This is a genomic window from Treponema sp. OMZ 798 (assembly GCF_024181385.1).
GTDB lineage: Bacteria > Spirochaetota > Spirochaetia > Treponematales > Treponemataceae > Treponema_B.
Genome location: NZ_CP051305.1, coordinates 25683 through 47833, shown reverse-complemented (window position 1 = coordinate 47833; position 22151 = coordinate 25683). Strand labels below are relative to the sequence as shown.

General features: G+C 39.2%; 23 protein-coding genes. 8 read left to right on the top strand and 15 right to left on the bottom strand.

All coding sequences use genetic code 11. From position 1 onward, the window contains the following. Positions 1-8: 8 nt before the first annotated feature. The 14 genes from E4O07_RS00230 to E4O07_RS00165 form a co-directional block, all read right to left on the bottom strand. A complete protein-coding gene (locus E4O07_RS00230; protein WP_253686681.1) occupies positions 9-1178 on the bottom strand; it encodes a peptidoglycan DD-metalloendopeptidase family protein in 1170 nt (389 codons plus the stop codon). A 112-nt stretch (positions 1179-1290) separates the two neighbouring features. Further along, on the bottom strand, positions 1291-2310 hold the full coding sequence (locus E4O07_RS00225; protein ID WP_253686680.1) for an ornithine cyclodeaminase: 1020 nt from the start codon (positions 2308-2310) through the stop codon (positions 1291-1293). A 189-nt stretch (positions 2311-2499) separates the two neighbouring features. Next, positions 2500-4119 carry a peptide ABC transporter substrate-binding protein gene (locus E4O07_RS00220; RefSeq protein WP_253686679.1) on the bottom strand — a complete coding sequence of 540 codons (1620 nt, stop codon included), beginning with the start codon at positions 4117-4119 and terminating at the stop codon, positions 2500-2502. 89 nt (positions 4120-4208) lie between these two features. Continuing rightward, a complete protein-coding gene (gene fliP, locus E4O07_RS00215; protein ID WP_253686678.1) occupies positions 4209-5024 on the bottom strand; it encodes a flagellar type III secretion system pore protein FliP in 816 nt (271 codons plus the stop codon). After that, positions 5021-5680: a flagellar biosynthetic protein FliO gene (fliO, locus tag E4O07_RS00210; RefSeq protein ID WP_253686677.1), complete on the bottom strand. Its 660-nt coding sequence runs from the start codon at positions 5678-5680 to the stop codon at positions 5021-5023. The genes fliP and fliO overlap by 4 nt, the downstream gene beginning before the upstream one ends. A gap of 25 nt (positions 5681-5705) precedes the next feature. Continuing rightward, positions 5706-6911, bottom strand: coding sequence for a flagellar motor switch protein FliN (fliN, locus tag E4O07_RS00205; protein WP_253686676.1), 1206 nt, complete (start codon positions 6909-6911; stop codon positions 5706-5708). Then, a complete protein-coding gene (gene fliM, locus E4O07_RS00200) occupies positions 6904-7938 on the bottom strand; it encodes a flagellar motor switch protein FliM (RefSeq protein ID WP_253686675.1) in 1035 nt (344 codons plus the stop codon). Before fliM ends, fliN begins: the two co-directional genes overlap by 8 nt. Positions 7939-7952: 14 nt before the next feature. After that, positions 7953-8498, bottom strand: coding sequence for a flagellar basal body-associated FliL family protein (locus E4O07_RS00195; RefSeq protein ID WP_253686674.1), 546 nt, complete (start codon positions 8496-8498; stop codon positions 7953-7955). A 42-nt stretch (positions 8499-8540) separates the two neighbouring features. Then, positions 8541-9260, bottom strand: coding sequence for a flagellar motor protein MotB (gene motB / locus E4O07_RS00190; protein WP_253686673.1), 720 nt, complete (start codon positions 9258-9260; stop codon positions 8541-8543). 1 nt (position 9261) lies between these two features. After that, complete coding sequence (locus E4O07_RS00185) at positions 9262-10041, bottom strand: motility protein A (RefSeq protein ID WP_253686672.1); 780 nt, start codon at positions 10039-10041, stop codon at positions 9262-9264. Positions 10042-10062: 21 nt separating this feature from the next. Next, entirely contained in the window at positions 10063-10260 is a 198-nt protein-coding gene (locus E4O07_RS00180; RefSeq protein WP_253686671.1) for a flagellar FlbD family protein, read from the bottom strand. A 25-nt stretch (positions 10261-10285) separates the two neighbouring features. Next, positions 10286-11677, bottom strand: coding sequence for a flagellar hook protein FlgE (gene flgE / locus E4O07_RS00175; protein ID WP_253686670.1), 1392 nt, complete (start codon positions 11675-11677; stop codon positions 10286-10288). A gap of 12 nt (positions 11678-11689) precedes the next feature. Next, entirely contained in the window at positions 11690-12199 is a 510-nt protein-coding gene (gene flgD / locus E4O07_RS00170; RefSeq protein ID WP_253730568.1) for a flagellar hook assembly protein FlgD, read from the bottom strand. An 11-nt stretch (positions 12200-12210) separates the two neighbouring features. Then, positions 12211-13599: a flagellar hook-length control protein FliK gene (locus E4O07_RS00165; protein WP_253686669.1), complete on the bottom strand. Its 1389-nt coding sequence runs from the start codon at positions 13597-13599 to the stop codon at positions 12211-12213. Here E4O07_RS00165 and E4O07_RS00160 point away from each other — a divergent pair, their 5' ends adjacent. Both E4O07_RS00160 and E4O07_RS00155 read left to right on the top strand, forming a co-directional pair. Then, on the top strand, positions 13600-13770 hold the full coding sequence (locus E4O07_RS00160; protein WP_253730567.1) for a hypothetical protein: 171 nt from the start codon (positions 13600-13602) through the stop codon (positions 13768-13770). It abuts the gene before it with no gap. Positions 13771-13901: 131 nt separating this feature from the next. Continuing rightward, on the top strand, positions 13902-14765 hold the full coding sequence (locus E4O07_RS00155; protein WP_253686668.1) for an Rpn family recombination-promoting nuclease/putative transposase: 864 nt from the start codon (positions 13902-13904) through the stop codon (positions 14763-14765). A 74-nt stretch (positions 14766-14839) separates the two neighbouring features. Here E4O07_RS00155 and E4O07_RS00150 read toward each other — a convergent pair whose 3' ends face one another. Then, a complete protein-coding gene (locus E4O07_RS00150) occupies positions 14840-15910 on the bottom strand; it encodes a DUF2871 family protein (protein ID WP_253686667.1) in 1071 nt (356 codons plus the stop codon). 212 nt (positions 15911-16122) lie between these two features. Here E4O07_RS00150 and E4O07_RS00145 point away from each other — a divergent pair, with 212 nt between their 5' ends. From E4O07_RS00145 to E4O07_RS00120, 6 genes are all read left to right on the top strand, one after another. Next, positions 16123-16452, top strand: coding sequence for a nuclear transport factor 2 family protein (locus E4O07_RS00145; RefSeq protein WP_253686666.1), 330 nt, complete (start codon positions 16123-16125; stop codon positions 16450-16452). Between the two features lie 16 nt (positions 16453-16468). Further along, positions 16469-17275 (top strand): DUF4300 family protein, encoded by an 807-nt coding sequence (locus tag E4O07_RS00140; protein ID WP_253686665.1) that lies wholly within the window; start codon positions 16469-16471, stop codon positions 17273-17275. Positions 17276-17441: 166 nt separating this feature from the next. Next, positions 17442-18938: an HAL/PAL/TAL family ammonia-lyase gene (gene hutH, locus E4O07_RS00135; protein WP_253686664.1), complete on the top strand. Its 1497-nt coding sequence runs from the start codon at positions 17442-17444 to the stop codon at positions 18936-18938. Between the two features lie 10 nt (positions 18939-18948). Beyond that, positions 18949-20493, top strand: coding sequence for a BCCT family transporter (locus E4O07_RS00130; protein WP_253677970.1), 1545 nt, complete (start codon positions 18949-18951; stop codon positions 20491-20493). Positions 20494-20529: 36 nt separating this feature from the next. Further along, on the top strand, positions 20530-21489 hold the full coding sequence (locus E4O07_RS00125; RefSeq protein ID WP_253686663.1) for an XdhC family protein: 960 nt from the start codon (positions 20530-20532) through the stop codon (positions 21487-21489). A gap of 42 nt (positions 21490-21531) precedes the next feature. Next, the gene (locus E4O07_RS00120; protein WP_253686662.1) at positions 21532-22107 is read left to right on the top strand and encodes an NTP transferase domain-containing protein; all 576 of its coding nucleotides are present in this window, start codon (positions 21532-21534) and stop codon (positions 22105-22107) included. Positions 22108-22151: the final 44 nt, after the last annotated feature.

Genomic DNA, 22151 nt, shown 5'->3' with positions numbered 1-22151 from the left:
AAAATTGATTACCTTAATACGGTTAAAGGGTTAATTAACTTCCCGTTTTTATATACGGAAAAATGAACATGGGGACCTGTAGATCTTCCCGTATTTCCTACAGTTCCGATAATTCCGCCCTGATTTAAAATTTGGCCCCGCCTTACCTTTATCGTATGCATATGTCCGTACATTGACTGATAGCCGCCCGAATGGGTTACAATGACATAATTACCATAAACGGCAGAATAGCCTGTATAAGAAACCTTACCGTCAAGGGTCAGTTTAATAGGTGTGCCCGTAGGAGCCGCAATATCGATACCTGTGTGAAAACTCTTTCTTCCGGTAAAAGGATCTCTTCTATAGCCGAACGGCGAAGTAAGCCTTCCTGTTATCGGATAAATAAAAAGCTCTCCCAAGGCCTTTTTAAGCTCAAAGGAACTCATCGTTGCACCCGGAATAAAGAGCTTTTGACCTATGCTTACCGTCTGATTTTCAAGATCATTTGCATCCAAGATTACATTGATAGGCAGGTTAAATTTACCGGCAATAGAACTTAAGGAATCGCCTTTTACGGCCGTATAAATAAGTCCGTCAATCGAAGGAATAATCAGTTTTTGCCCTATCCTTAACCTTTTTGCGCTGCTTATTCCGTTTACGGAAAGAAGGGTTCCCAAATTTTTAAGGCCGAATTTTTGAATAATACCGCTTACCGTATCCCCTTTTGAAACCATATATTCTTCAAAATCGACTGCACTAATAAAATCCTGCACATCCGCAGGGGAAAAAGAAGAGTCTTCTGCAGTTTCTTGATGAGTCCCCCCCCCTCCCTTTGATAAATCGGAAGAAGGCATGGCATATTGACGCATTGCATTTACAGATGAAGGCTCTTCCCAAAATGAGATAGATCTTATCGATGAAAGGCCCCAATTCAATTTTAAAATCGGAAAATAAAAAAAGATAAGACCTGCTGCAAGCATGGCTAAGAGAACAAAGACAATCAAAGACTCTTCTCTAGAACTAAGCTTAACTTTCTTTGCCTTAACCTCATTTTCGGATAAACCGAATAAAATTTTTTGCGGATTAACGGCAGAGTAGATTCTAACCGTCTCTGCATGAGAAAAAGCCGGTTTCCTTTTTTTTTCTTGCCTATATTTATTGTTATGATGCACCGCATCCGAATAAGTTATGATATCCATATTCAGTATATCGGCAGAAAAAAATATGGTTTTAGACCAAATTAGATAAGAAAAGGGCTTAAACCTTATAAAGGTCTTAAGCCCTTTGTTAAAAACTATAATGGAATGAAGATTATCTTAACATACCATACAAATTTTTCGGATTTTCCAAAACAGGAACGAGCTCCTGAGGAACGCCTACATTTTCATCCTTAGCTATATCATACATCAGACGGAGAATTGAAAAGTCTTCAAGGGCAAAACCTACAGAGTCAAAAATGGTAATTTCGTCCGGTTTGCGGTTAATGGGTTTACCTGTTTTGATTACATTCCAAATTTCGGTAACCTTAAAGCTTTCGTCCATGTGCTGAATTTCACCCTCAATTCGGCTTTGAGGTTCAAATTCTACATAAACGTCTCCCATAGATAGAACCTTTGAGTCAAGCTCGGTTTTACCCGGACAGTCCCCGCCTACACCGTTTATGTGCATACCGGGCTCAACCATATCGGGAGTAATAATAATGGCATTCTTCTTATCGGCTGTAACCGTCGTGATAATATCTACTCCCTTACAGGCTTCCCGTGTGCTCTTACACTTAATGAGCTTTAAGCCTTTTACATTTTTAAGATTGTCCATGAGCTTATCGGTTGCAGCAGGATCAACATCATAGCAATAAATTTCTTCTACTCCCAAAATATGATGAAAACCTAGAGCCTGGAATTCACTTTGACATCCGTTTCCTATAAGGGCCATTTTTTTCGGATTAGGTTTTGCAAGATACTTTGCAGCCATTACCGAGGTCGCGGCAGTTCTGACTGCCGTTGTTAAAGTCAATTCGCTCAAAAGAAGGGGAAATCCTGTACAAACTTCAGCTAAAACTCCTATAGCCATAACGGTTAAAAAATTGTGCTTAGGATTTTCCGGATGACCATTTACGTACTTAAAAGAATAGGTTTTGGAATCCCCTATGGGCATGAGTTCAATAACTCCGATAGGACTGTGATGAGCCATCCTTGGAACCTTATCAAAATCGTTCCATCTTTTATAATCTTCTTCCAAATAAGGAACAAGCCTCTTAATAACAGTTTCGGCACCGACAGATTTAAGATACTTTGCCATTGTAGGCAAATCGATATACTTCGTTTTCAACATAAGCCTCCATGTGTTGATTATATACCAATATGTTAGCTCATTTTATAGCTTTTGTCTAGTTTAAAGTTTGTAGTTTTACGAATAAATTTTAGAATAATAAGGTCGCGTTATAATCAAGCGGCTAAAAATTGAAGAGCGCTTACAAGATAAGACCTTGTAAGCGGTTTATTTTATATCTAAGACTTAGTTTTATTCTTCAACAAAGGCGTACTTTAGGTTGTAAGTTCCGGGATAGAACTGTTTAACTCCTTTTAATTTTTTTTGCATAAAGATATTGTAGGTCTGGTTTGCATAAGGAGCAATTCCGCATTCTTCAGTCAATAAAATCATTTCCGCTTTTTTAAAACATTCCAACTGTTCATCAAAATCGGAGCTTTTTTTTGCCCTTTGCACCAAATCAACATACTCCTTATTTTCCCAGCCTATCGGAACAATTTTGTTTCCGGGTAAAAAAAGGTCCAAATATCTGGCAGGTGTATCAATGCCGCCTCCCCACGATTTAAAGCCGACTTGATAGTCCAAGCTCTTATTCCGTTTTTTAAAAACCGTTCCCTCGATTTTATCAAGCTCTACATTTACTCCAAGTACGCTTGAAAGACGGTTTTGCAGATATTCATTGAATTTAGAACTTTCATGTGATGGGAACATTATCGAAATCGTTATCTTTGAAGGATCATCCCCAAGCCCCAGCTCTTTTAAACCTTCAATAAAATGAGCTTTAGGATCAGGTACTTTTTTTATCAATTCTTGAATAGGCTCGCCTGCAAGACTTCGGTAATTTTTACCTTCAAGCTCGGTTGCAATCGAGACAAAGCCGTAAGCTGGCTTATAGATATCGTCAAACAAGTCCGTGCAAATTTCTTTGCGCTCAAGACTTGCCGAAAGAGCTTGACGAATTTTTTTATTTGAAAATAACTTATCCTTTTGGTTCATAAAAATATATTGAACGCGGCTGTCAACTCCGTGTATTTCGGCAAAGCGGTTTTCTTTCTTTAGCTTGTTTATCCAGCTTATGGAATAAGCATTTGCAATATCGATGCTTCCGTTTAAAAGTTCGCCGAGGCCGGCATTTTCTTCATTTATTATTTTAAATGTAAGAGCATCTATTTTTACCCTTTCGGCATTCCAAAATTTTTCGTTTTTAACAAGCTCTATCTTGCTGTTGTGCACCCAGCTTTTTACCTTAAAGGCCCCGCTGCAAATTATTTTTTCGGCCTCACTGCCGTAGGATAATCCGAATTGGTTTATAATATCTTCCCTCTGGGGAGGAATTTTTGCAGCAAATTCATGAAGGTTTTTTATGGGATTTTCAGTTACAATTTGAAGAGTTTTTTCGTCAAGCGCCTTGATGCCTATTTCGGAATAATCCAGTTTTCCTTTTAAAATTGCTTGAGCATTTTTAATATAGTCGTAGTACATTGCCATGGGAGAGGCAGATTCGGCATTGATGATACGGCGAATACTGTACACAAAATCTTCAGCCCTTATCTTTACGCCGTCAGACCAATAAGCTTCACGCAATTTGAAGGTCCATTCGGTATAATCGTCATTATGCGTCCAAGACTCGGCAAGAGCAGGAAGGATCTTTCTTTCCCCATTATCTTCGGTTAAGATATCGGTAAGGTTTTCGTTTATGTAGTCCAGTACTACAAAAGAGTACCTATCCGAAGCCTTTGCAGCATCCAAAATACTCGGTTCTGCACCCAATGAGGCCGTAACAACTTTAGGCCCCCCAATATTTTTATTTCCCCCGCAGGCAAAAAAAAGCAGCACCAGCGCTGCAAGAAAAATAATTTTTATAGTCTTCATTTAAACCTCAGATTACACTATAACAAATTTCAGATGATTCTTCCAGCGGGTAAAATAGAACAGCAAGATGATATAAGACGTTTAAAACCCTATAAAAAAGATTCAAATAGTTTACCGAAGAGGAGTCCCCAGCCGTCAACCATAACAAAGAGAATCAATTTAAACGGCATAGAAATCTGAATAGGAGGCAGCATTATCATACCCATAGACATGAGTATGCTTGCCACAATCATATCTATTATAATAAAGGGCAGGTACAAAAATATACCTATCTGAAAAGCGATTGTAAGTTCATGCAGGATAAAGGCTGCAATCAAAATATGTGTCGGAACATCTGCAAGGGTATTCGGTTTCGGCAGCTTAGACATGGCCATAAAGGTACGGATATGGGTAGGATTTTTTTGCATTTGTTTGTACATAAAATACCGCATAGGTTTTTCCGCCTCTTTATAGGCTTCTTCAATTCCGATTTGTCCCTCACTCATAGGCTTATAGGAATTATTGTAGATCTGGGTAAAGGTCGGCCACATTATAAACATGGTCAAAAAGAAGGCTATTCCGTTTAAAACCTGAGTAGGCGGTACTTGCTGCAAAGATAAGGCCCTTTTAACAAAGTCTAAAACAATGCTTAAACGCAAAAAGCTCGTCATCAATAACAAGATGCTTGGAGCTATCGAAATAAGGGTAATAAAAATCAAAAGCTGAACGGAGAAGGCCACATCCTTATTTGTCGAAGGCTCCCTTATAGAAAAATCGATAAAGGGAATTCGCCCTGCCTGCCTGTTAGGATCGGCATCAGTCCTTCCCGCTGTAGTACCGCCGGGAAAATTCCCTTGCGAGAATACTTGAACCGGAATAAAAAGAATCATGCCGAAAAAGATTAGAATTAAAAGATTTCTTTTCATTCTCTTTCCTCCGGCATCTGAGTTTGTGCAGCCTTGTTCAGCCTTTCTCTTTGTGCTTCAAAAAAGTTTGCGTCAATACTGTTGTTTTTCGTACCCTTAAAAACCGACGACAGCATAGAAGCAAAGTCTTGTTTGGGAGAAGAACTTCGCCTCTCGGCGTCCAAATTCATAGTATCGACAAGGGTCTTATCTTCCACCTCTCCTATCATATTTATTGAAGAATCCGTAACACCTACAAGGTAGGCTTTTTCGCCCAAGGTAACTACATGAATACTTTTTCCTTGGGCAAGATTAATTGAGGCGACACTTTTTAGATAAGGACTATCAGAAGAAAAAGATAGTGAAGACTTTTTTAAAAATTTCAGCACAACATAGGCCAAAATACATACTATAACTAAGGATATAAGTACTCTCAACAGGTTTGAAACAGGGGATTGAGCTCTTTCTGCAACATTTAAATCAAAGGTATTTTCATTTCCGGCAGATGCAGAGTTACCCTCATTCGTATCAATATTCCCTTTTGTGCCTGCATCCAATAAAATACCCGACTCCGGAGGCAAAGAAGAATCTTCTTTAGAAGCTCCGTCTGTTTCTGCAAACAAGGCTATCGAAAATAGAAAAAAAAGAACAAAAAACAGCTTTTTCCCCAAGCTCATTAAAGGCCCCCACCCGATTTTAATTCTATATATCCGAAATACGCTCTGCCGGAGATAAAATTTCGGTAATACGGACACCGAAACTTTCTTCTATAACTACAACCTCGCCCTTGGCTATAGGTTTGTGGTTTACAAGAACATCGACAGGTTCACCGGCAAGCTTATCAAGCTCAATAATGTGCCCCTCACCCATTCCGAGGATTTCTTTAATCATTCGCTTTGTGCGCCCTAATTCTACGGTCATTTCCATGTAGACGTCCATGATAAGACCGATATTACCCTGCTCTTCCTGACTTACAAAACCCTGAAGGGGCGGAAATTGAACAGGCTGAACATTAGCGCCCATTCCCATTTGAGGCATCATGCCCATATTATTCATAGCCTGCATACTTCCTCCTTGCTGAGGCGATCCTTGGGCCATACCTGAACCAAACATTTGCTGTGCAGGACCTCCCGCTTGCATAGCTCCCATTTGCATACCGCCCATCATTCCGTTTTGCATTGCTCCCATATTTTGCATACCTCCCATTGCGGCCATGCCCTGCATTCCGGCATCGCCGCCCATTTCTTGCATTGAAGGATCAGGACCTGCAATTGTCGAGGCTATTTTATCGACAACATCTTCAGGAAGAATCTCCCATAATTGGTATGCTGAGTCATCAAGCTGTACATTATAAGTGACACTTATAAAGCTGCGCTGAGGCAATCTCATCATAGCCTTAGGAACATGTGAAGATTCTGCCGGAGCAGATGAAACCCCGGTAAGCCCGGCACGCTCAAGGTAGCTCAACTCCGTACCGACATATTGCGCTATTGTCTCGCTTATAACCGAAAGGGCCATATCGTCTATTTCTACGCTGTCTTCATGGTTTACCAAGCTGACTATTTTTTTTGCAAGCTCAGGACTCATCATAAAGGCATGATCGCCCGCCATAGATCCTGAAAAATCAATAAGGGTAGCAACCGTCATTTCGGAAACCCTTCTTAAAAAGGTCTCTCTATCTGAGAGCTCTACAATCGGCTCCGAAATTGTGACATTTTTACCGGTCATAGACTCCAAATTAGAAGATAGCCCCGGAATATTTTCTTTTATAAATTGAAGCAATGCCGTTTTTTTAAAACTAGCCAAATCATCGCCCGCACCTGCAGCAGGGGCCGGCGCAATTCCGCCTCCGCCTACTCCCGATAACAAGGCATCTATTTCATCTTGAGAAATTGAACCATCACTCATACAACTCATCTCCTTCCGATGTTAATTCTTCGAATTCATCACCGCTAATATCTTCTATTTTTTCCAAAATCTGAACTGCTAATTTTTTACCCTTTACACCGGGCTGGCAGGAGAATTTAGGCCTGCTTCCTACTGTGAGTTTAAAGGGATCCCCTACCCTTACGTTGGGTAAGCGTACAACGTCTCCGGCTCTCAAATTAAGAACGTCCCTGATTGAAACATCTAAAGAGCCTACCTCTGCAACCATGTCAACTTCAACCGATGAGAGTTTATCCTTAATAGCGGCCGCATACTGACCTGTCGATGCCCTCCTAACCGAAGAAAACCAAAACTGCGTCGATAGTTTTGAGATAATCGGTTCAAGGGTAATATAAGGAAGACAGATATTCATCATTCCTTCTTCCTCTCCTACCTTTGTTTCCAAGGTTACCAAAAGAACCATTTCCGAGGGGGTTACAATCTGAACAAACTGAGGATTGGTATCTATGTTTCCCAAGCGGGGACGTAAATCGACTACGGTAGTCCATGCTTCCCTCATATTTGCAAGAATACGGACGATAACGCCCTCCATAACAGAGCTTTCGATTTCGGTCAATTCTCTTTGAACCTTTGAACCCTGTCCCTTACCGCCGAACAAGCGGTCTATAATCGAAAAGGTAACCGAGGGGTCTATCTCCAAAAGAGCACTTGCCCTTAAAGGATCCATGTTGATAATCGCCAAGGTTGTCGGCGTAGGTATTGATCTTATAAATTCTTCATATGTAAGCTGTTCTACAGTTGCTACGTGAACATGAGCCATGCTTCGCAGCTGAGCCGAAAGAGAGGTGGTTGTAAGACGGGCAAAGGTTTCATGCATCATCTGTACCGTCCTCATCTGCTCCTTAGAAAATTTGTCGGGACGTTTAAAGTCGTAAATTTTTATTTTACGGGTATCGTTAACGGCACGAAAATCTTCTGTATCCGTATCTCCTGAGCTTATTGCGGTGAGAAGCTGATCTATTTCATCCTGCGAAAGAACTTCTGTCATGGCTCTCCTATCCTTTATTGTTCAACAATATCGTATTGCGTAAATCGAACATCCTTTATTTTATTTTTTGTAAGTACATTATCGTTTATTTCGTGTTTTATTTCAATCTTTATTTTTTCTTCCTGCCTTAATTCAGCTGTAGTCTTGCTTTTAAAGTAAGAGCGTAAAAAGTCTATTATTTCAACCTTTCTTGCAGAAAGCTCCTGAGGTGTCGACTTATCGTTGTTGGTATAGCCCAAGGCGACATCAACTATCAATGTTGCAGGAATTCTATCTGCCGTATGTACTTTCAAAATACCTATTGCCTGATACCATTGTAGTACATCCCTTGTTTCACGGTATTCTTCAGAAACAGGAGATATTGAATGCGAGGAGCCTCGTTTATCCCTTATGTTCATTGTAATAACTACAACGGTAACAATGAAAATTAGAGCAACCAATACAATAGCAACCCACTTTATCAGCATGGGTATAAGACCTGCACCTCTTTTTTTGGTATCTACTGATGAAGTCATGTTTTCCTGAATATCATCGTCATCCATTAAGTCATTATCAGCCATAATTTTCTCCTTACTATTATAATCGGCACAATTTTATTTTTACTAAAAGTGTGCATCATCAAGAATAATTATATCAACCCGCCTATTGTAGGCCCTTCCTTCTGCCGTATCATTTGAAAAGATAGGGCGGGTATCTGCATAACCTGCTACCGAAAATCTGGATTCTTGAGCTCCAAAGTCTGTAAGGCTGTGCAAAATATTTATTGCTCTTGCAGATGAAAGCTCCCAATTGCTTTTCCATACGGTAGGATCCGTTACTCCGGAATCGGTATGCCCCTCAACCCTAAACCTATAGGAAGCCAAATCTTGAGAAGATAAAAATTGAGCAAGGTTTAAAAGAGTATCTCTGGATTCGGCAATATTTAGATCTGCACTTCCGGGGTAAAAGAAAACGTCCGATGCCAGGCTTATTACTATTCCCCTCTCATCGCTTGTAACTGCAATCTTATTTGTTTTTATTTCGGGAGCAAAAAGAGAAACAGCCTTTTTTAAGGCACTTGCGAGCATCTTTCCTTTTTCCATTGAAGGCATGGAGCTTATGGTGTTACCGAGGTCTGAAAGCCGGCCTGCAGAAACCGACTTACCTCCTCCCGTAGGATCGCCGCTTATTGATGCAGAAAGAGCCAATAGCTGAGTTACATCAACCTCGGACGGCTCAAAAAGCATTACGAAGAAGCAAAGCATGAGGGTAACCATATCTGCATAAGTGGTAAGCCATCCGCTTCCTGCGGCAGCCGCTCCGTGTTTCTTTTTCCTTGCCATTTTAATCCTTTAAGACTTCAGCTTCTATTGCCTTTCTGTCGGAAGGCGTCAAATATGTAACAAGCCTTTGAGCCAAAATTCTAGGGTTATCTCCGGCTTGAATTCCCAAAACCCCTTCTATAATCATCTCTTTTGATTTTACTTCCATATTGTTTTGGTACATAAGTTTTGTTGCTATAGGAACCAATAACCAGTTTTGCATAAGAGAACCGTAAAAGGTAGTAACAAGAGCCGTAGCCATGTTAGGACCTAGGGCGCTCTTATCATCCAAGTTCAACAACATACCTATAAGACCTATAACCGTTCCCAACATACCGAAACCGGGCGCAAGCGTAGCCCAAGCGTTTACCAGCGAAATCCATGTATTATGACGTTCTTCCATTTGGTTAAGCTCGTTTTCCATAAGAGAGCGGATAGCTTCACCGTCAATACCGTCAACTACGTTCCGTAAACCCGAACGCATAAAGGGATCTTCAAAGTCTTCAATTTCTTCTTCCAAAGCAAGAAGGCCTGCACGGCGGCTTTTTTCGGAAAGAGCGACAAAGCGCTGTACTAAGGCTTTTTCTCCGTAATCGGTTACCTTAAAAACCCTTGCAACAACCTTGAAAATTCCTATTGTATAAGATAAAGGATAGGTTAAAAAAAGACACATGTAGGAGCCGCCCATCGTAATGAACATTGAAGCCGGGTGAATAAGACCTCCGGCCGAACCGCCGAGGATGGCACCGAATGCTACAACTGCTATACCTCCGAATATTCCTATAAACGACGCTATATCCATATATTCCCCTTTTTGCTTCTGCTACAACTCATTTTTAAATACGCCGATTTTACGGCGGTACGCGACTATAGCTTCCAAAATTTCTTCAGGACTTTCCTTAATTACATAGTACTTTCCTGAAAGCATTTGCAAAGTAACATCGGGATTACACTCTATCGTTTCGATTTGATGAGGATTTATCCAATACTTTGTTCCGTTTAGCCGCGTTACCTGTACCATAAATAATACCCTAGATTATACCATACTATCGTTTCAAGTTCAAGACTGTTTCAAGCATTGTATCTGAAGTTTGTATTGTTTTAGCACCTGCTTGAAAACCTTTTTGAGTTACGATCATATCTACAAATTGGTCGGTTAGGTCTACATTACTCATTTCGAGGGTTCCGCCTATCAGATAACCCTTTCCGACAGTGCCCGATGTAGAAATATTGGCAACGCCCGAGTTATTGGATTGAACATAGGTATTCTGACCGGCTTTTTCGAGACCGCCCTGATTGGTAAAACTTGCCATAGCAATTTGCCCCAGCTCCTGTCTTACACCGTTTGAATAAACGCCGGTTATCACACCACTTTGGTCAATTCTAAAGTTTTCAAGGTAGCCCATACCGTAACCATCCTGCTGGTAAGCCTTTGTACTGCTCTGCTGAGAAAACTGTGTTATGGTATTTATTGAAGTTCCTATTTCCCCCAAATTTACATCCAAGGTCTGTCTTGTCGGAGCACCGCCTTCTTCAGGGTTTGCTCCCACAACATTGAAAGAAACTTGCACGGAAACCTTACCTGCCGGACCGCTTACATTTCCGGCCGTATCTGTAACGGAAGCCAGATGTCCGTTATTATCAAAACGGACTATAAAGCTGTTTTCAACACCATCGGTTGTTCCCATTCCGGCTCTTGTTGCTGTAGCTTCTGCATTTGTCGGATCAACATTTACGGTCGCCTGCCAAGCGTTGACCTCTCCGGGAACTCTTGCAAAATCGATTTGAAGCTCATGGGCTTCACCGAAGCTATCATAAACTTTAAATTCGGTAGACCATGTAGATTCCAAAATCTGTGCTCTGTTTGCTCCTTCCGGCAATTCCGGCAATCGCTTATCAAGGTTACAAGCATAATCTACGCTTGTAGTTGCCTTTGCATCTATTTTTTGGCCTATAGGAATAATAAGATCTTCGGTTTGACCTGAAGTGTTGATAAGCCTAAAACCATCGGTTTCCTCTGCCATCCAACCTTGCACTCTCATTCCGTTTGCAGGGTTTACCAAGGTTCCTTCTCTGTCTAAACCGAAAGCACCGGCTCTTGTATAAAAAGATTTTTCTCCGTCTTTAAGAATAAAAAAGCCGTTTCCCTGGATTGCAAGGTCGGTGTTAACACCTGTTGTCTGCAAGGCTCCCTGTGTAAAGATTGTGTCGATACTTGCAACCATCATACCCAAGCCGACTTCTTTAGGGTTTACACCTCCAAGTTCCTCGGTAGGACGGGCTGCGCCGCTTAATTGCTGTGAAATTAAATCTTGGAAGTTTACTCTTCCTCTTTTAAAACCTGTTGTATTTACGTTAGCTACGTTATTTCCGATAACGTCCATTCTTGTTTGGTGGTTTTGCATTCCGGTAACACCCGAAAATAATGATCTCATCATAATTATTGCCTCCTAATTGTTTTCTGCATAAACCGTTTTAACGGCAGACCAGTTGTACCAGTTTCCGTTTACCATAACTTCAGGATTTATACCGCGTGTTGCGGCCGAAATATATCCTGAAACTTTAGAAGAACCTAAATCAAGGTCGACTTTTTTGCCGACGGCGTTTACAGCCGATGAGCCTGTCATAAGCTCGTTTAAGGCGGCAAAGTTTTTATTCATATTGGTCATCTGCTCAAGGGATGAAAATTGAGCCATTTGCCCGATAAATTGAGTGTCTTCCATCGGAGATGTAGGGTCCTGATGGGTCAACTGAGCAATTAAAAGCTGAAGAAATTCGTCTTTTCCAAGCTGCTGCTTAGGAACCCTCGTTTCTGCAAAATTTTGCTTATTTAAGGTGTCAACCTGAAGGCTTAAAAGAGCCTTTTCCTCAGGACTCATCTCGGATTTAAAATCCTTCATCATTTCCGCTTGTTCAAGAGCGGTGTTCACAACGCTTCTATTAATATTATTTACTTGCATAAGATTCCCCTTTAAGCCAAAAGATCTACAGTTGAACCATAAACGTAACTGTAGGTACTCAGATTATCGGCCGTTTTTTCAAGCTGCCTTAAATCTTGTTCCGGATTTTTATAGGCAAAGCCCGAAAAGGATTCAAAACCTTCGGCAAAGCCTTCTTGACCCGAAGCTCCCGACCAATCTAAATTAAATTCGGCAAATTCAAAGCCGTTTTCTTTAAATTCTTTAGCCAAATTATCCAAATTTTTTTCAAAGGCTTCGTAGGCTTCTTTAGAGGCAACAGTTACTGTTCCGGTAACCCTTTTCCCCTCACTCAGCTCCAAATTGATTTTTACGGCTCCCAGATTTTCAGGCCTTAGATGCAGCCTTATTTCTCCTGCATTATTGTCTCGAAGAACTATTTTTCCGGCTTGTACAAAGTCTGCTGCCGACTCTCTTATTTCCTGACTCAGCATAGCTGAAAAAGTTTGGGGAGTCTTTTGAGCCTCGCTTCCATTTTGAGTGTTTTGAAGATCGCCGCCCTGAGCCGTATTTTGAGGCTTACCGCTAAAATCGATTACCATATCGACGGAATTATCGGTTTCCACCCTCGATTCGGAACCTGCCGTATGAATAGCAGCATCCGATTGAACTGAAGGCATCGAGCGTAAGTCTTCTACAGAAATCTTAGGTCTAGACTTGGAAACCGGCTTTTTGTTTAAGCTTTCCTTCACAGCCTCACTTTGAGGAGCTATCTTTTTTGATAAATCTTTTTTATCGGCCTTGGATAAGGATACCAACTTTCCTGCCTGTTCAGCCTTTTCTTCGTCAAGGCACTGAGCTTTTTTCTTTCCCGCCTTGTCCAACTTTTTTAAAGCTTCATCGGAAAGAAGAGTAAGATTTTCATCTTCTTTTACATCTTGAGGCAAAAAGTCCTTAATTTCACCCTTAAAATCTTCATTGAGAATTTTAAGATTTAATTCAGGCATATCTTTTTGTGTCTTTTCAGCCTGCAAGTGTTCCGAGTTCAGCTTTTGAATTCCGTTCGTAGGCTTTTTTAGTAAATCCTTGGGCTCTTTTAAATAAGCTTCTTTGGAATTAGGCAGATTATCGGTTTCGGCAGCATTCAAACTCTTGGCGTTACGGGCCGAGTCTTTAGCCGAGAATTCCGTATCTTGCCTTCCTGCTTCCTTTTGAAGCGATGAATCCCTCATTTTATCTTCCCTAAGGCGGGCATCTTCAAATCGGGCTTCATCAATCTCCTTGCTTCCATCCTTGGCGGCGGCAATCATCTTTTTGATCATTGCCAGGAATGAATCTCCGTTTCTTACAGGTTCCGTATCAGCTCTTTTAATGTCCCCAGGTTCTTCTCTTTCCGGCTCTTTTACCGGCAAAGCCTGCATACGAACATCAAGTGCTTGCATATGAACCTCCTATGTGTTTCTTCTATTGTTACTTCATTAAATTTTCGGCTTGTTTTTAAGGCAGGTTTAGGAAAAAAAGGGCTTACGGCTAAAGAACAAAGTGAGAATGACGAAGTGGAAAGGACGAAGGACGAGGTGCGAAGTTTGGCATTCGTACTTCCTACCGTTTGACATTCGAACTTTCCCTCGTTCGACCTTTGTCATTTGACATTCTAACTTTTCAAATTTTACTATTTATTCAACCTAGAATCCTATAATTATGTGAAGGCAGGGAAGAAAATAACGCCTTCAAAGGAGTTTGTATGAACAATGAAAAAACTATTTTAAACCCCAAGACCGATTGGGTATTTAAGCTGATGTTTTCAAAAGGCGAGGAAGGAAACAAGGCTCTTATAAGTTTTCTCAATGCTTTTTTAGAAGATTCTTACGGTAAAATCAAAAAGGCCGAAATCCTAAATACCGAGCTCATCCGCGACAGACCATCGGCTGAAACCTACCGCCTAGACTTTTTAATTAAAACCGACACAGGCCTTCTTGTAGACCTTGAAATGCAGCAATTTTGGAAAACCAACTATCCAAGGCGGAGTCAAATGTATCTTATGCGGTTAGCTTCGCGCTTTTTAAAGACTGAGCCTAAAGAAGACGACTTTTTGTACGCCATAAGCCTTTCGGTCTTTGGCTGCGATGTTCCCAAAAACGCTGAGCTTGTCAGGATGCCTGAAGTTTCGGTAATTCAATATCTTTATGTTGAATTAAACGAGCTAATAGTTTATACTATGAAAAAGAAGCTTGAAGAGTATAATTTAAAAGATTTTTGGATAAGGTTTTTAGCCAACTATGAAGAAGATAAAAAAAGCGGGATGTTGGAAGAATTATGCAGATTAGAGGAGGGTATAAAAATGGCAGAAGCGACACTCTTTAGGGTAACGGATGAAGAGAGGCGAATGGCAATAGAACTCTCTAACGAAAAATACGAGATGTATGTCGAATGTGAAAGGAATGAAGCCAGAAGAGAGGGATTAGCTGAGGGCCGGACAACAGGTTTGGCTGAGGGTTCTCATCAAAAAGCCCTTGAAACAGCAAAAAATTTACTTGAGATGGGATTATCGCACAATAATATTGCAAAAGCAACAGGCCTTTCAGTTAAAGAAATAGAACAACTCTAATTTGACCATAAAATAAAGGTCTCTAAAATCTACTAGATTTTAGAGACCTTCTTAAACCATGATAAAAAAATCTTTTAATCCTCTCTTGTTTTAAGAATAATCAAAAATGTATATATGAGGCCGAAAGCCAAAAGGATGTGGCCTATTCCGGCTATGCCTGAAAGGGCTGCATCTTGGGCCTTTGAGGTATAATTATTTCCTAAAACGGTAATAATACCTCTCAAAAGCATGAGGACTACAGTAATAAGAAGCCCCGTATTCCAAAAATAATTAGCCCTTGTGACACAGGCAAGTTTTTTTTCGTCAAGAGCCGGAACCTGTTTAAATGCAAGGTAGGCAGCCAAGGAAAGTACAACCCCTAAAACCAAAACATGGGCATGCATCAAGCTTAGATAAGTTATACCGTCAAAGGCATTGAATTTTGTAAATTCCCTAAAAAAAAAACCGGCGGCCAAACCTAAAATCAAGTACACAAAAGAATTCTCCAAGATACTTCTTAGGTTGAATTTGGGTATAAAATGCTTAAATCCTACATATACAATTCCCACATAGGCCACAGTCTTGGGCATCATAAGAGAGCCGACAACAGGCACGGTTTTTGAAAACAATACAACCGGTAAATAGAATAAAAAACTCAAGGCAGTTAATAAGGCCATGTGCTCCAAGCCGGGGGTTTTTCTAGCTTGGTAAAAGAAATAAATCAAAACAGCACCGAGAGCAGCAAAGGGGATATTACGGATTATGCTCCAAGTATAGCTTGCATCGGCCATACCCCACTCATTTTGAGGCATAAGGGTGAGTATCAACCTTATGAGTGCCAAACCGTATATAAGCATATCCTTTGTCCTGCTGCTTGTATTGGTTTTTATCTTATAATAATGATAGAACATAAGATAAAAAATAGTCATTGTAATGGAGGTTATTAAAACTCCGATTGAGAGGTAGAAGGCATTTGCCTCAAAACCGCCCTTGTGCCACATAGAAATTACACGGGGAAGAAGGTGAAATGAATCCCCGGCACCTAAAAGAAGAGCCATAAGCCCAAACAGCTTTGCTGTTCTATCCTTTTGTAACAAAAGCTTTATGCTTAGAGCCATAACCAGAGCCAAATAGCTCAAATCAAAAACAGATTCAACAATGTACATAAAAACTCCTTGATGACACACTGTCATTATTTATAAACAATATAATGACAAACCGTCATTTTGTCAAGAGGTTTTTGAATTTATTTTGAAAAATATTAAGGCAATATACTAAAAACTAAAAATATTATATACTTGTAGATATAATAAACCAAAAATGGTTTTGAAAAATGTGCGAAATTTTGTTTAAAATTTCGTACAGAAGGAAAGCTTAAATGGAAACACAGCAAATTTTACAAAATTTTTTTGAGGCGGAAAATAAGCGGGACTGGGCAGCATATAAAAAATTTTTACATCCTGAAGTTGTATGGCAGTTATTCAATAACGGATCCCAGAATATTAAAGGGACTGATGAATATATGCAGTTTATAAAAAATGCCTATAAAAATACGGATATAAAATTTACCTGCAAGGACATGAAAATTTCTAACTCGGGCAACCGCATAGCTGCCTGTTTAATAAATGACAAAGGAACCATATCTATCGATATTTTTGATTTTAAAGATAATCTCATATATCGGGAATATGAATTTATATTGGATTAAAAAATCGGAGGCAAAAATGAAAAAAATATTAGCATTGGTTTTGACCATTTTTATTGTATTTATATCGTGTCAAAAAAATAAACCCTTATTTTCAAACATGAGCGATGAGGAAAGTTTAGAAGAAGTAAAAACCGCTTTAAATGCAAATTTGGACAGCAAAAATGTAGAAGCCTTTATAAATGGAGTTATCGACTATAACGAAACCATAGAAAAAGTTAGTTTAAGAGGCAAATTTGAAAAAGACAAGCCGGAGTATGATCTGGAAAAAATCTATGAATTGTGGCCGGCAAAAAAAGGAGACTTTATAGGCACAAATTGCAGAATAAATACCTTTATGCTTTTAAAAAGCAATATTGAAATCAGAGAAGGAAAAATTGATGACTCTTTACTGTTTATGGACAAAGATGCCGTCAGTACAGGAAAAATCTTTAATGATCAAGACACTCAAAAATTTAAAAGACTTTTTTCAAAGGTAAAAACCGAAAACACTAAGGATATCCGCATTCATGCTCAAAAGATGAAAGAGCATTTTTCAAATATAAAATTCGATAAAAATGCAAAAATGCTTTCGGTTGTCCTGCACGATAATTTTGACGGTGATTTTCTTTTTATAGGCCATGCAGGTGTATTAGTCAAAAACAAGGGCAAATTTTTGTTTGTAGAAAAACTTTCTTTTGATGAACCTTTTCAAGCAATAAAATTCAGTACAAAGGAAGATTGCTATAATTATTTGTTTTTAAAATATAAACACTACCATGACGAAACTACGGCAAAACCTTTTATCATGGAAAACAATGAGCTTATAGAATTGGCTCTGTATTAAGGAACTTTTTTAGTAAAATTTCATACATTTTCTTGCAATATCGGAATTTCTAGTATATAATCTTAGAGTACCCAATAGATAAAAAAAGATTGATTTGTCTTTTACTCATAGACAAATGCGGAACCAATCCGGTAATTATTTAGGTGAATTTAAGGAGGTTTGATTTATGGATGCTTTAATTTTAACAGGCAGCCCATTATCCTTGGAAGATGTATACTCTGTCGCTTACAATAAGCGGCAGGTAAAAATTTCCGATGATGCGGAAGACAGGGTAAAAAAAGCCCGCCAAATCTTATTTGATATGGCAGCTGAGGGAAAGCCCGTATACGGTCTTAACCGAGGAGTAGGCTGGAACAAGGATAAAGAATTTGATGAGGATTTTTTTGCTGCCTATAACCGCAACCTTTTAAACAGCCATTGTTTAGGAGTAAAACCCTATCACCCTGATGAACAGGTAAGAGCTATCTTGCTATTAAGATTAAACAAAGCACTAACAGGACACACAGGAATTTCGGCAGAGCTTTTACACCATTACAGAGATTTTCTGAATTTTGGAATTCATCCGAGAATCCCCATGAGGTCTTCAATCGGGGAAGGAGATATAACGACCCTCTCCCACATAGGCCTTGCCTTTATCGGGGAGGAAGATGTTTCTTTTAACGGAGAAATAATGAATTCCAAGATTGCAATGGAAAAAGTAGGACTTACGCCCGCAAAACTAGGCCCCAAGGACGGTTTGAGCATAGTCTCCTGCAATGCACAAGGTGAAGCAATGACCGCCATTGTCTTAAAAGAAATAGAAGATTTGGTTTATATGTCCAACCTGATATTTTGTTTAAGCCTTGAAGGACTTAACGGAGTTGTTCAATCATTAAGAGAAGATGTAAATGCCGTCAGAGGAATCAAGGGGCAAATAAAAGCAGCCAAAATGTGCAGAGACTTTTTAAAGGGCAGTTTTTTACATGATCCCGATCCTGAAAGAGCCTTACAAGACCCCTTGAGCTTTAGGTGTGCTCATTCGGTCAACGGAACAATGTATGATGCAATGGATTATGTCAAAGAACAATTACTTACTACAATGAACACAACAGACGATAATCCATGTATAATAATCGATGAACATTCCTCCTTTGTAAGTGCAAACTTTGAGATCACATCCCTAGCAATCGGAGTCGAAATGCTTGCCACAGCTTTAAGTCACTTATCCAAGACTTCTTGTTACAGAATGATAAAGCTTGCAGATCCGAATTTTACCAAACTAAACAGGTTTTTAACACCTCAAGATGTAAAAACTATTGCTTTCGGTACAATTCAAAAAACCTTTACAATGTTGGACACACAAAACAGAGGTTTGGCAAATCCGTCATCGATGGATTTTTATTCTCTGGCAGGAACCATTGAAGACCACGCAAGTAATTTACCCTTGGCATGTTATAAAATATTTCAAATGCTTGATAATATACGTTATATTATCGGAATTGAAGCTATGCATGCAGCACAGGCAATCGACTTGCGAGGAAATAAAAAGTTGGGCGAAGGAACAAAAAAAGCATATTCTCTTATACGAGAAGTCTTACCCTTCTACAATGAAGACAGAAATATAAGCCGTGACATCGAAACAATGTACGAGTTTATAAAATCAAAAAAACTATTAAATATCTAAGGAGCATTTTATGAATGATAACGCAAAAAAAGAAATAAGATGGTCGGTTTTTATTCCGGCATTTTCGTTTGTACTCATTGCCGCTATTATCGGTATAGTAAACAATGAAGCACTTACCAGCCTTTCAAATAAATTCTTTGCATGGTCTCTGGAAAGTTTCGGCTGGTTATATCAAATTACGGTAATGGCCGTATTTATCATTACCTGTGTAATAATGTTTTCAAAACTCGGAAGCGTCAGAATCGGCGGTAAAGATGCAAAACCGAAATATTCTTTCGGCACATGGTTTGCTATGACCCTTACGGGAGGTGTTGCAACAGGAATCGTAACATGGGGTGTAAACGAGCCCATTATCTATTTGGGAAATGTATGGGGAGAACTAGATGCAATAGGTATTCAGCCGGGAACCGCAGAAGCAGCCCGCTTTGCAATGGGAAGATGTTTTTATAACTGGACCTTTATACCCTATGCTATTTATGCCCTTGCTGGTGTTGTTGTAGCTTACATATATTTTAACAAAAAAGAACAATTAAACGTAACCTCAACCTTACAGCCCTTGTTCGGAGACAAAATTAAAAAAGGAGTTGCATCAAGCATAATCGATACCCTTTCAATGCTTGCAATCGCAATCGGTCTTTGTACGGCTCTTACAATGTGTATAACATTGATAATAACCGGTCTAAATGCTTCATACGGCGTATCAAACAGTTTGACAATGTTCATAGTAGTAGGAGTTTTAATTGTTGCAATGTTTACACTTTCTTCCTATGTAGGTCTTGATAAGGGATTAAAGAAACTTGCCGGCATTAACGCATACTTCTATTACGGCTTGCTCATCCTCTTACTTGTAACAGGCCCGACCCTTTACATTTTGCGGAATACTACAGCAGGTATGGCAGAATGGCTCCACAACTTCTGGAGATGGGGCTTGGATCCTATCGATATCGGAGGAGCACCTCTTACACGATCTTGGACTCTTTTTGACTTTGCATTCTGGGTAGCTTATGCACCGGTAACGGGAATCTTCTTAGGACAGATTTCTTACGGAAGAACTATCAGAGAATGTTTAATTGTAAACCTTGTTCTTCCCGCAGTATTCGGTATTGTTTGGTTCGGAGTATGGGGAAGCACAGCCTTAAATATGCAGTTAACAGGTCAGGTTGACTTGGTAGGCGTAATTCAAAATTCAAATGCGGTTATGGGATTATTTGAATTTATAAAGAACATTCCTCTTGCAGCCATACTTGTTCCGGTAAACCTCTTTGTAATTTTGATATCGTTTGTAACAGCAGCCGATGCAACAGCAAACAATGTTGCATCTATGTGTATCAAAAATATCCCTATCGGTTCCGAAGCTCCCAGATACTTAAAGGTTCTTTGGGGTGTTATCATCGGTGTCGTTGCCATAGTTATGGCAGCCTTCGGCGGTGGCGAACAAGGTGTTGCAGGCGTTAAGTCTTTAGCGGCAGCAGGCGGTTTTGTCGTATTATTCATTTTCATTCTACAGGTAATATCGGCAATCAAGATGTTCTTTGTGGACAAAATCGTAGAATAAGATAATCAGCGGGTCTTTAATGACCCGCTTTTTCATATGATAAAGATAATAGAAGAAGCCCGCAGTTTGGTTCTAAAAAATATTCCTTTTATAGCGGCAACAATAATTTTTAAACACGGTTCAGCCCCCAGAGAAGTCGGAGCTACAATGCTCGTTACCGAAGACGGCAGATATGCAGGAACAATAGGCGGAGGAAGTCAAGAGTATGAGGTTTCAAATCATGCGGTTGAGTTATTAAAAAATAAAAAATCGGAAAATGTCAAGTATGAAGTTTCAAAAATGACAGCTGCAAATCTTGGAATGGTATGCGGAGGCTATAACACCATTCATTATCAATACATTGATGTAAACAATAAAAAAATACTTGAATACTTAGATAAAATAATTGAATCGGTTGAAGATAATGATGTATATCTGGTATACAATCTAAAAGAGGATTTAGGAATTTCGATAGAAATAAACGGAAAGCTATATCCTTTTACCGGCGTAAATGATACATACAAAGAAGAAGACTTATTTAAAATCAAAATAAAAAATCCGATGAAGGTTTTTGTTTTCGGCGGAGGCCACATAGCAAAAGCGGCTGCAAATTTGTTTAAATTTTTAAACCTTGATGTAACGGTTATCGATGACAGAAAAGACTTTATAAGCGAAAAAGATTTTCCCGGCATAAAAAAAATTATTATGGACTTTTCCGAAGTTGACTGCATCGATATAAGAAAGAGCGACTATGTTTGTATAATGACACGGGGCCATCAACATGATATCACGGTATTGGAAAGCGTCTTAAAAAAAGAGCCTTATTATATAGGCGTTGTCGGAAACAAATATAAGGCAGTTTCTTATAAAGAGCATTTTGCAAATACCTCTTTGGAAAATATCTACAACGAAAAAGTTCACCTGCCTGTCGGTATAAAAATTTCAGCCTTGACTCCTGAAGAAATTGCAGTCAGCATTGCAGGCGAAATAATTCAAAGCTACAGGAATAACAAATAAAATTTTGTTTTAACAAGCTCACAAAATCGGGAGAACGATACAATGAAAATTTCTGCAATAATATTGGCAAGCGGATTTTCAAAAAGAATGCCGCAAAATAAATTAAAACTGCCCATAAACGGAAAACAAATATTCCAATACATAGTAGACAGCATTTCTCAAATTGAATTTACACAAAAAATGGTTATAACCAATGATGCCGAAATTTCATTTTATGCTTCACAAAAAAATATTTTAGCTGTTCCGAATGCAAGAGCGGAGGAAGGCAAATCCGCAGCCATAAAAAAAGGAGTTGAAAATTCGGGAAAAGCAGAGGCTTATATGTTCTTTACGGCAGACCAGCCTTTTTTAAAAGTTTCTACAATAAAAAATCTTTTAGAACTATACAGCAAAAACAAGGAGTACATTATCTACTCTAAGTACGGAGATGACAGGGGCTCTCCGGTAATCATCCCTTCAAAATACAGGCAAGACTTATTAAAACTTGAAAAAGATAAGGGAGGAGCTTCTTTAATAAATGAGGATAATTCAAAATTCTTAATAGTTGAAAACACAATCGAAGGCTTTGATATTGATGATATGGAAACTTATGAAAAAATTATTAAAATGAGGCTTTAATAAATTTCAGATTTTACGGATTTTTTAAGATATTATAATAATTT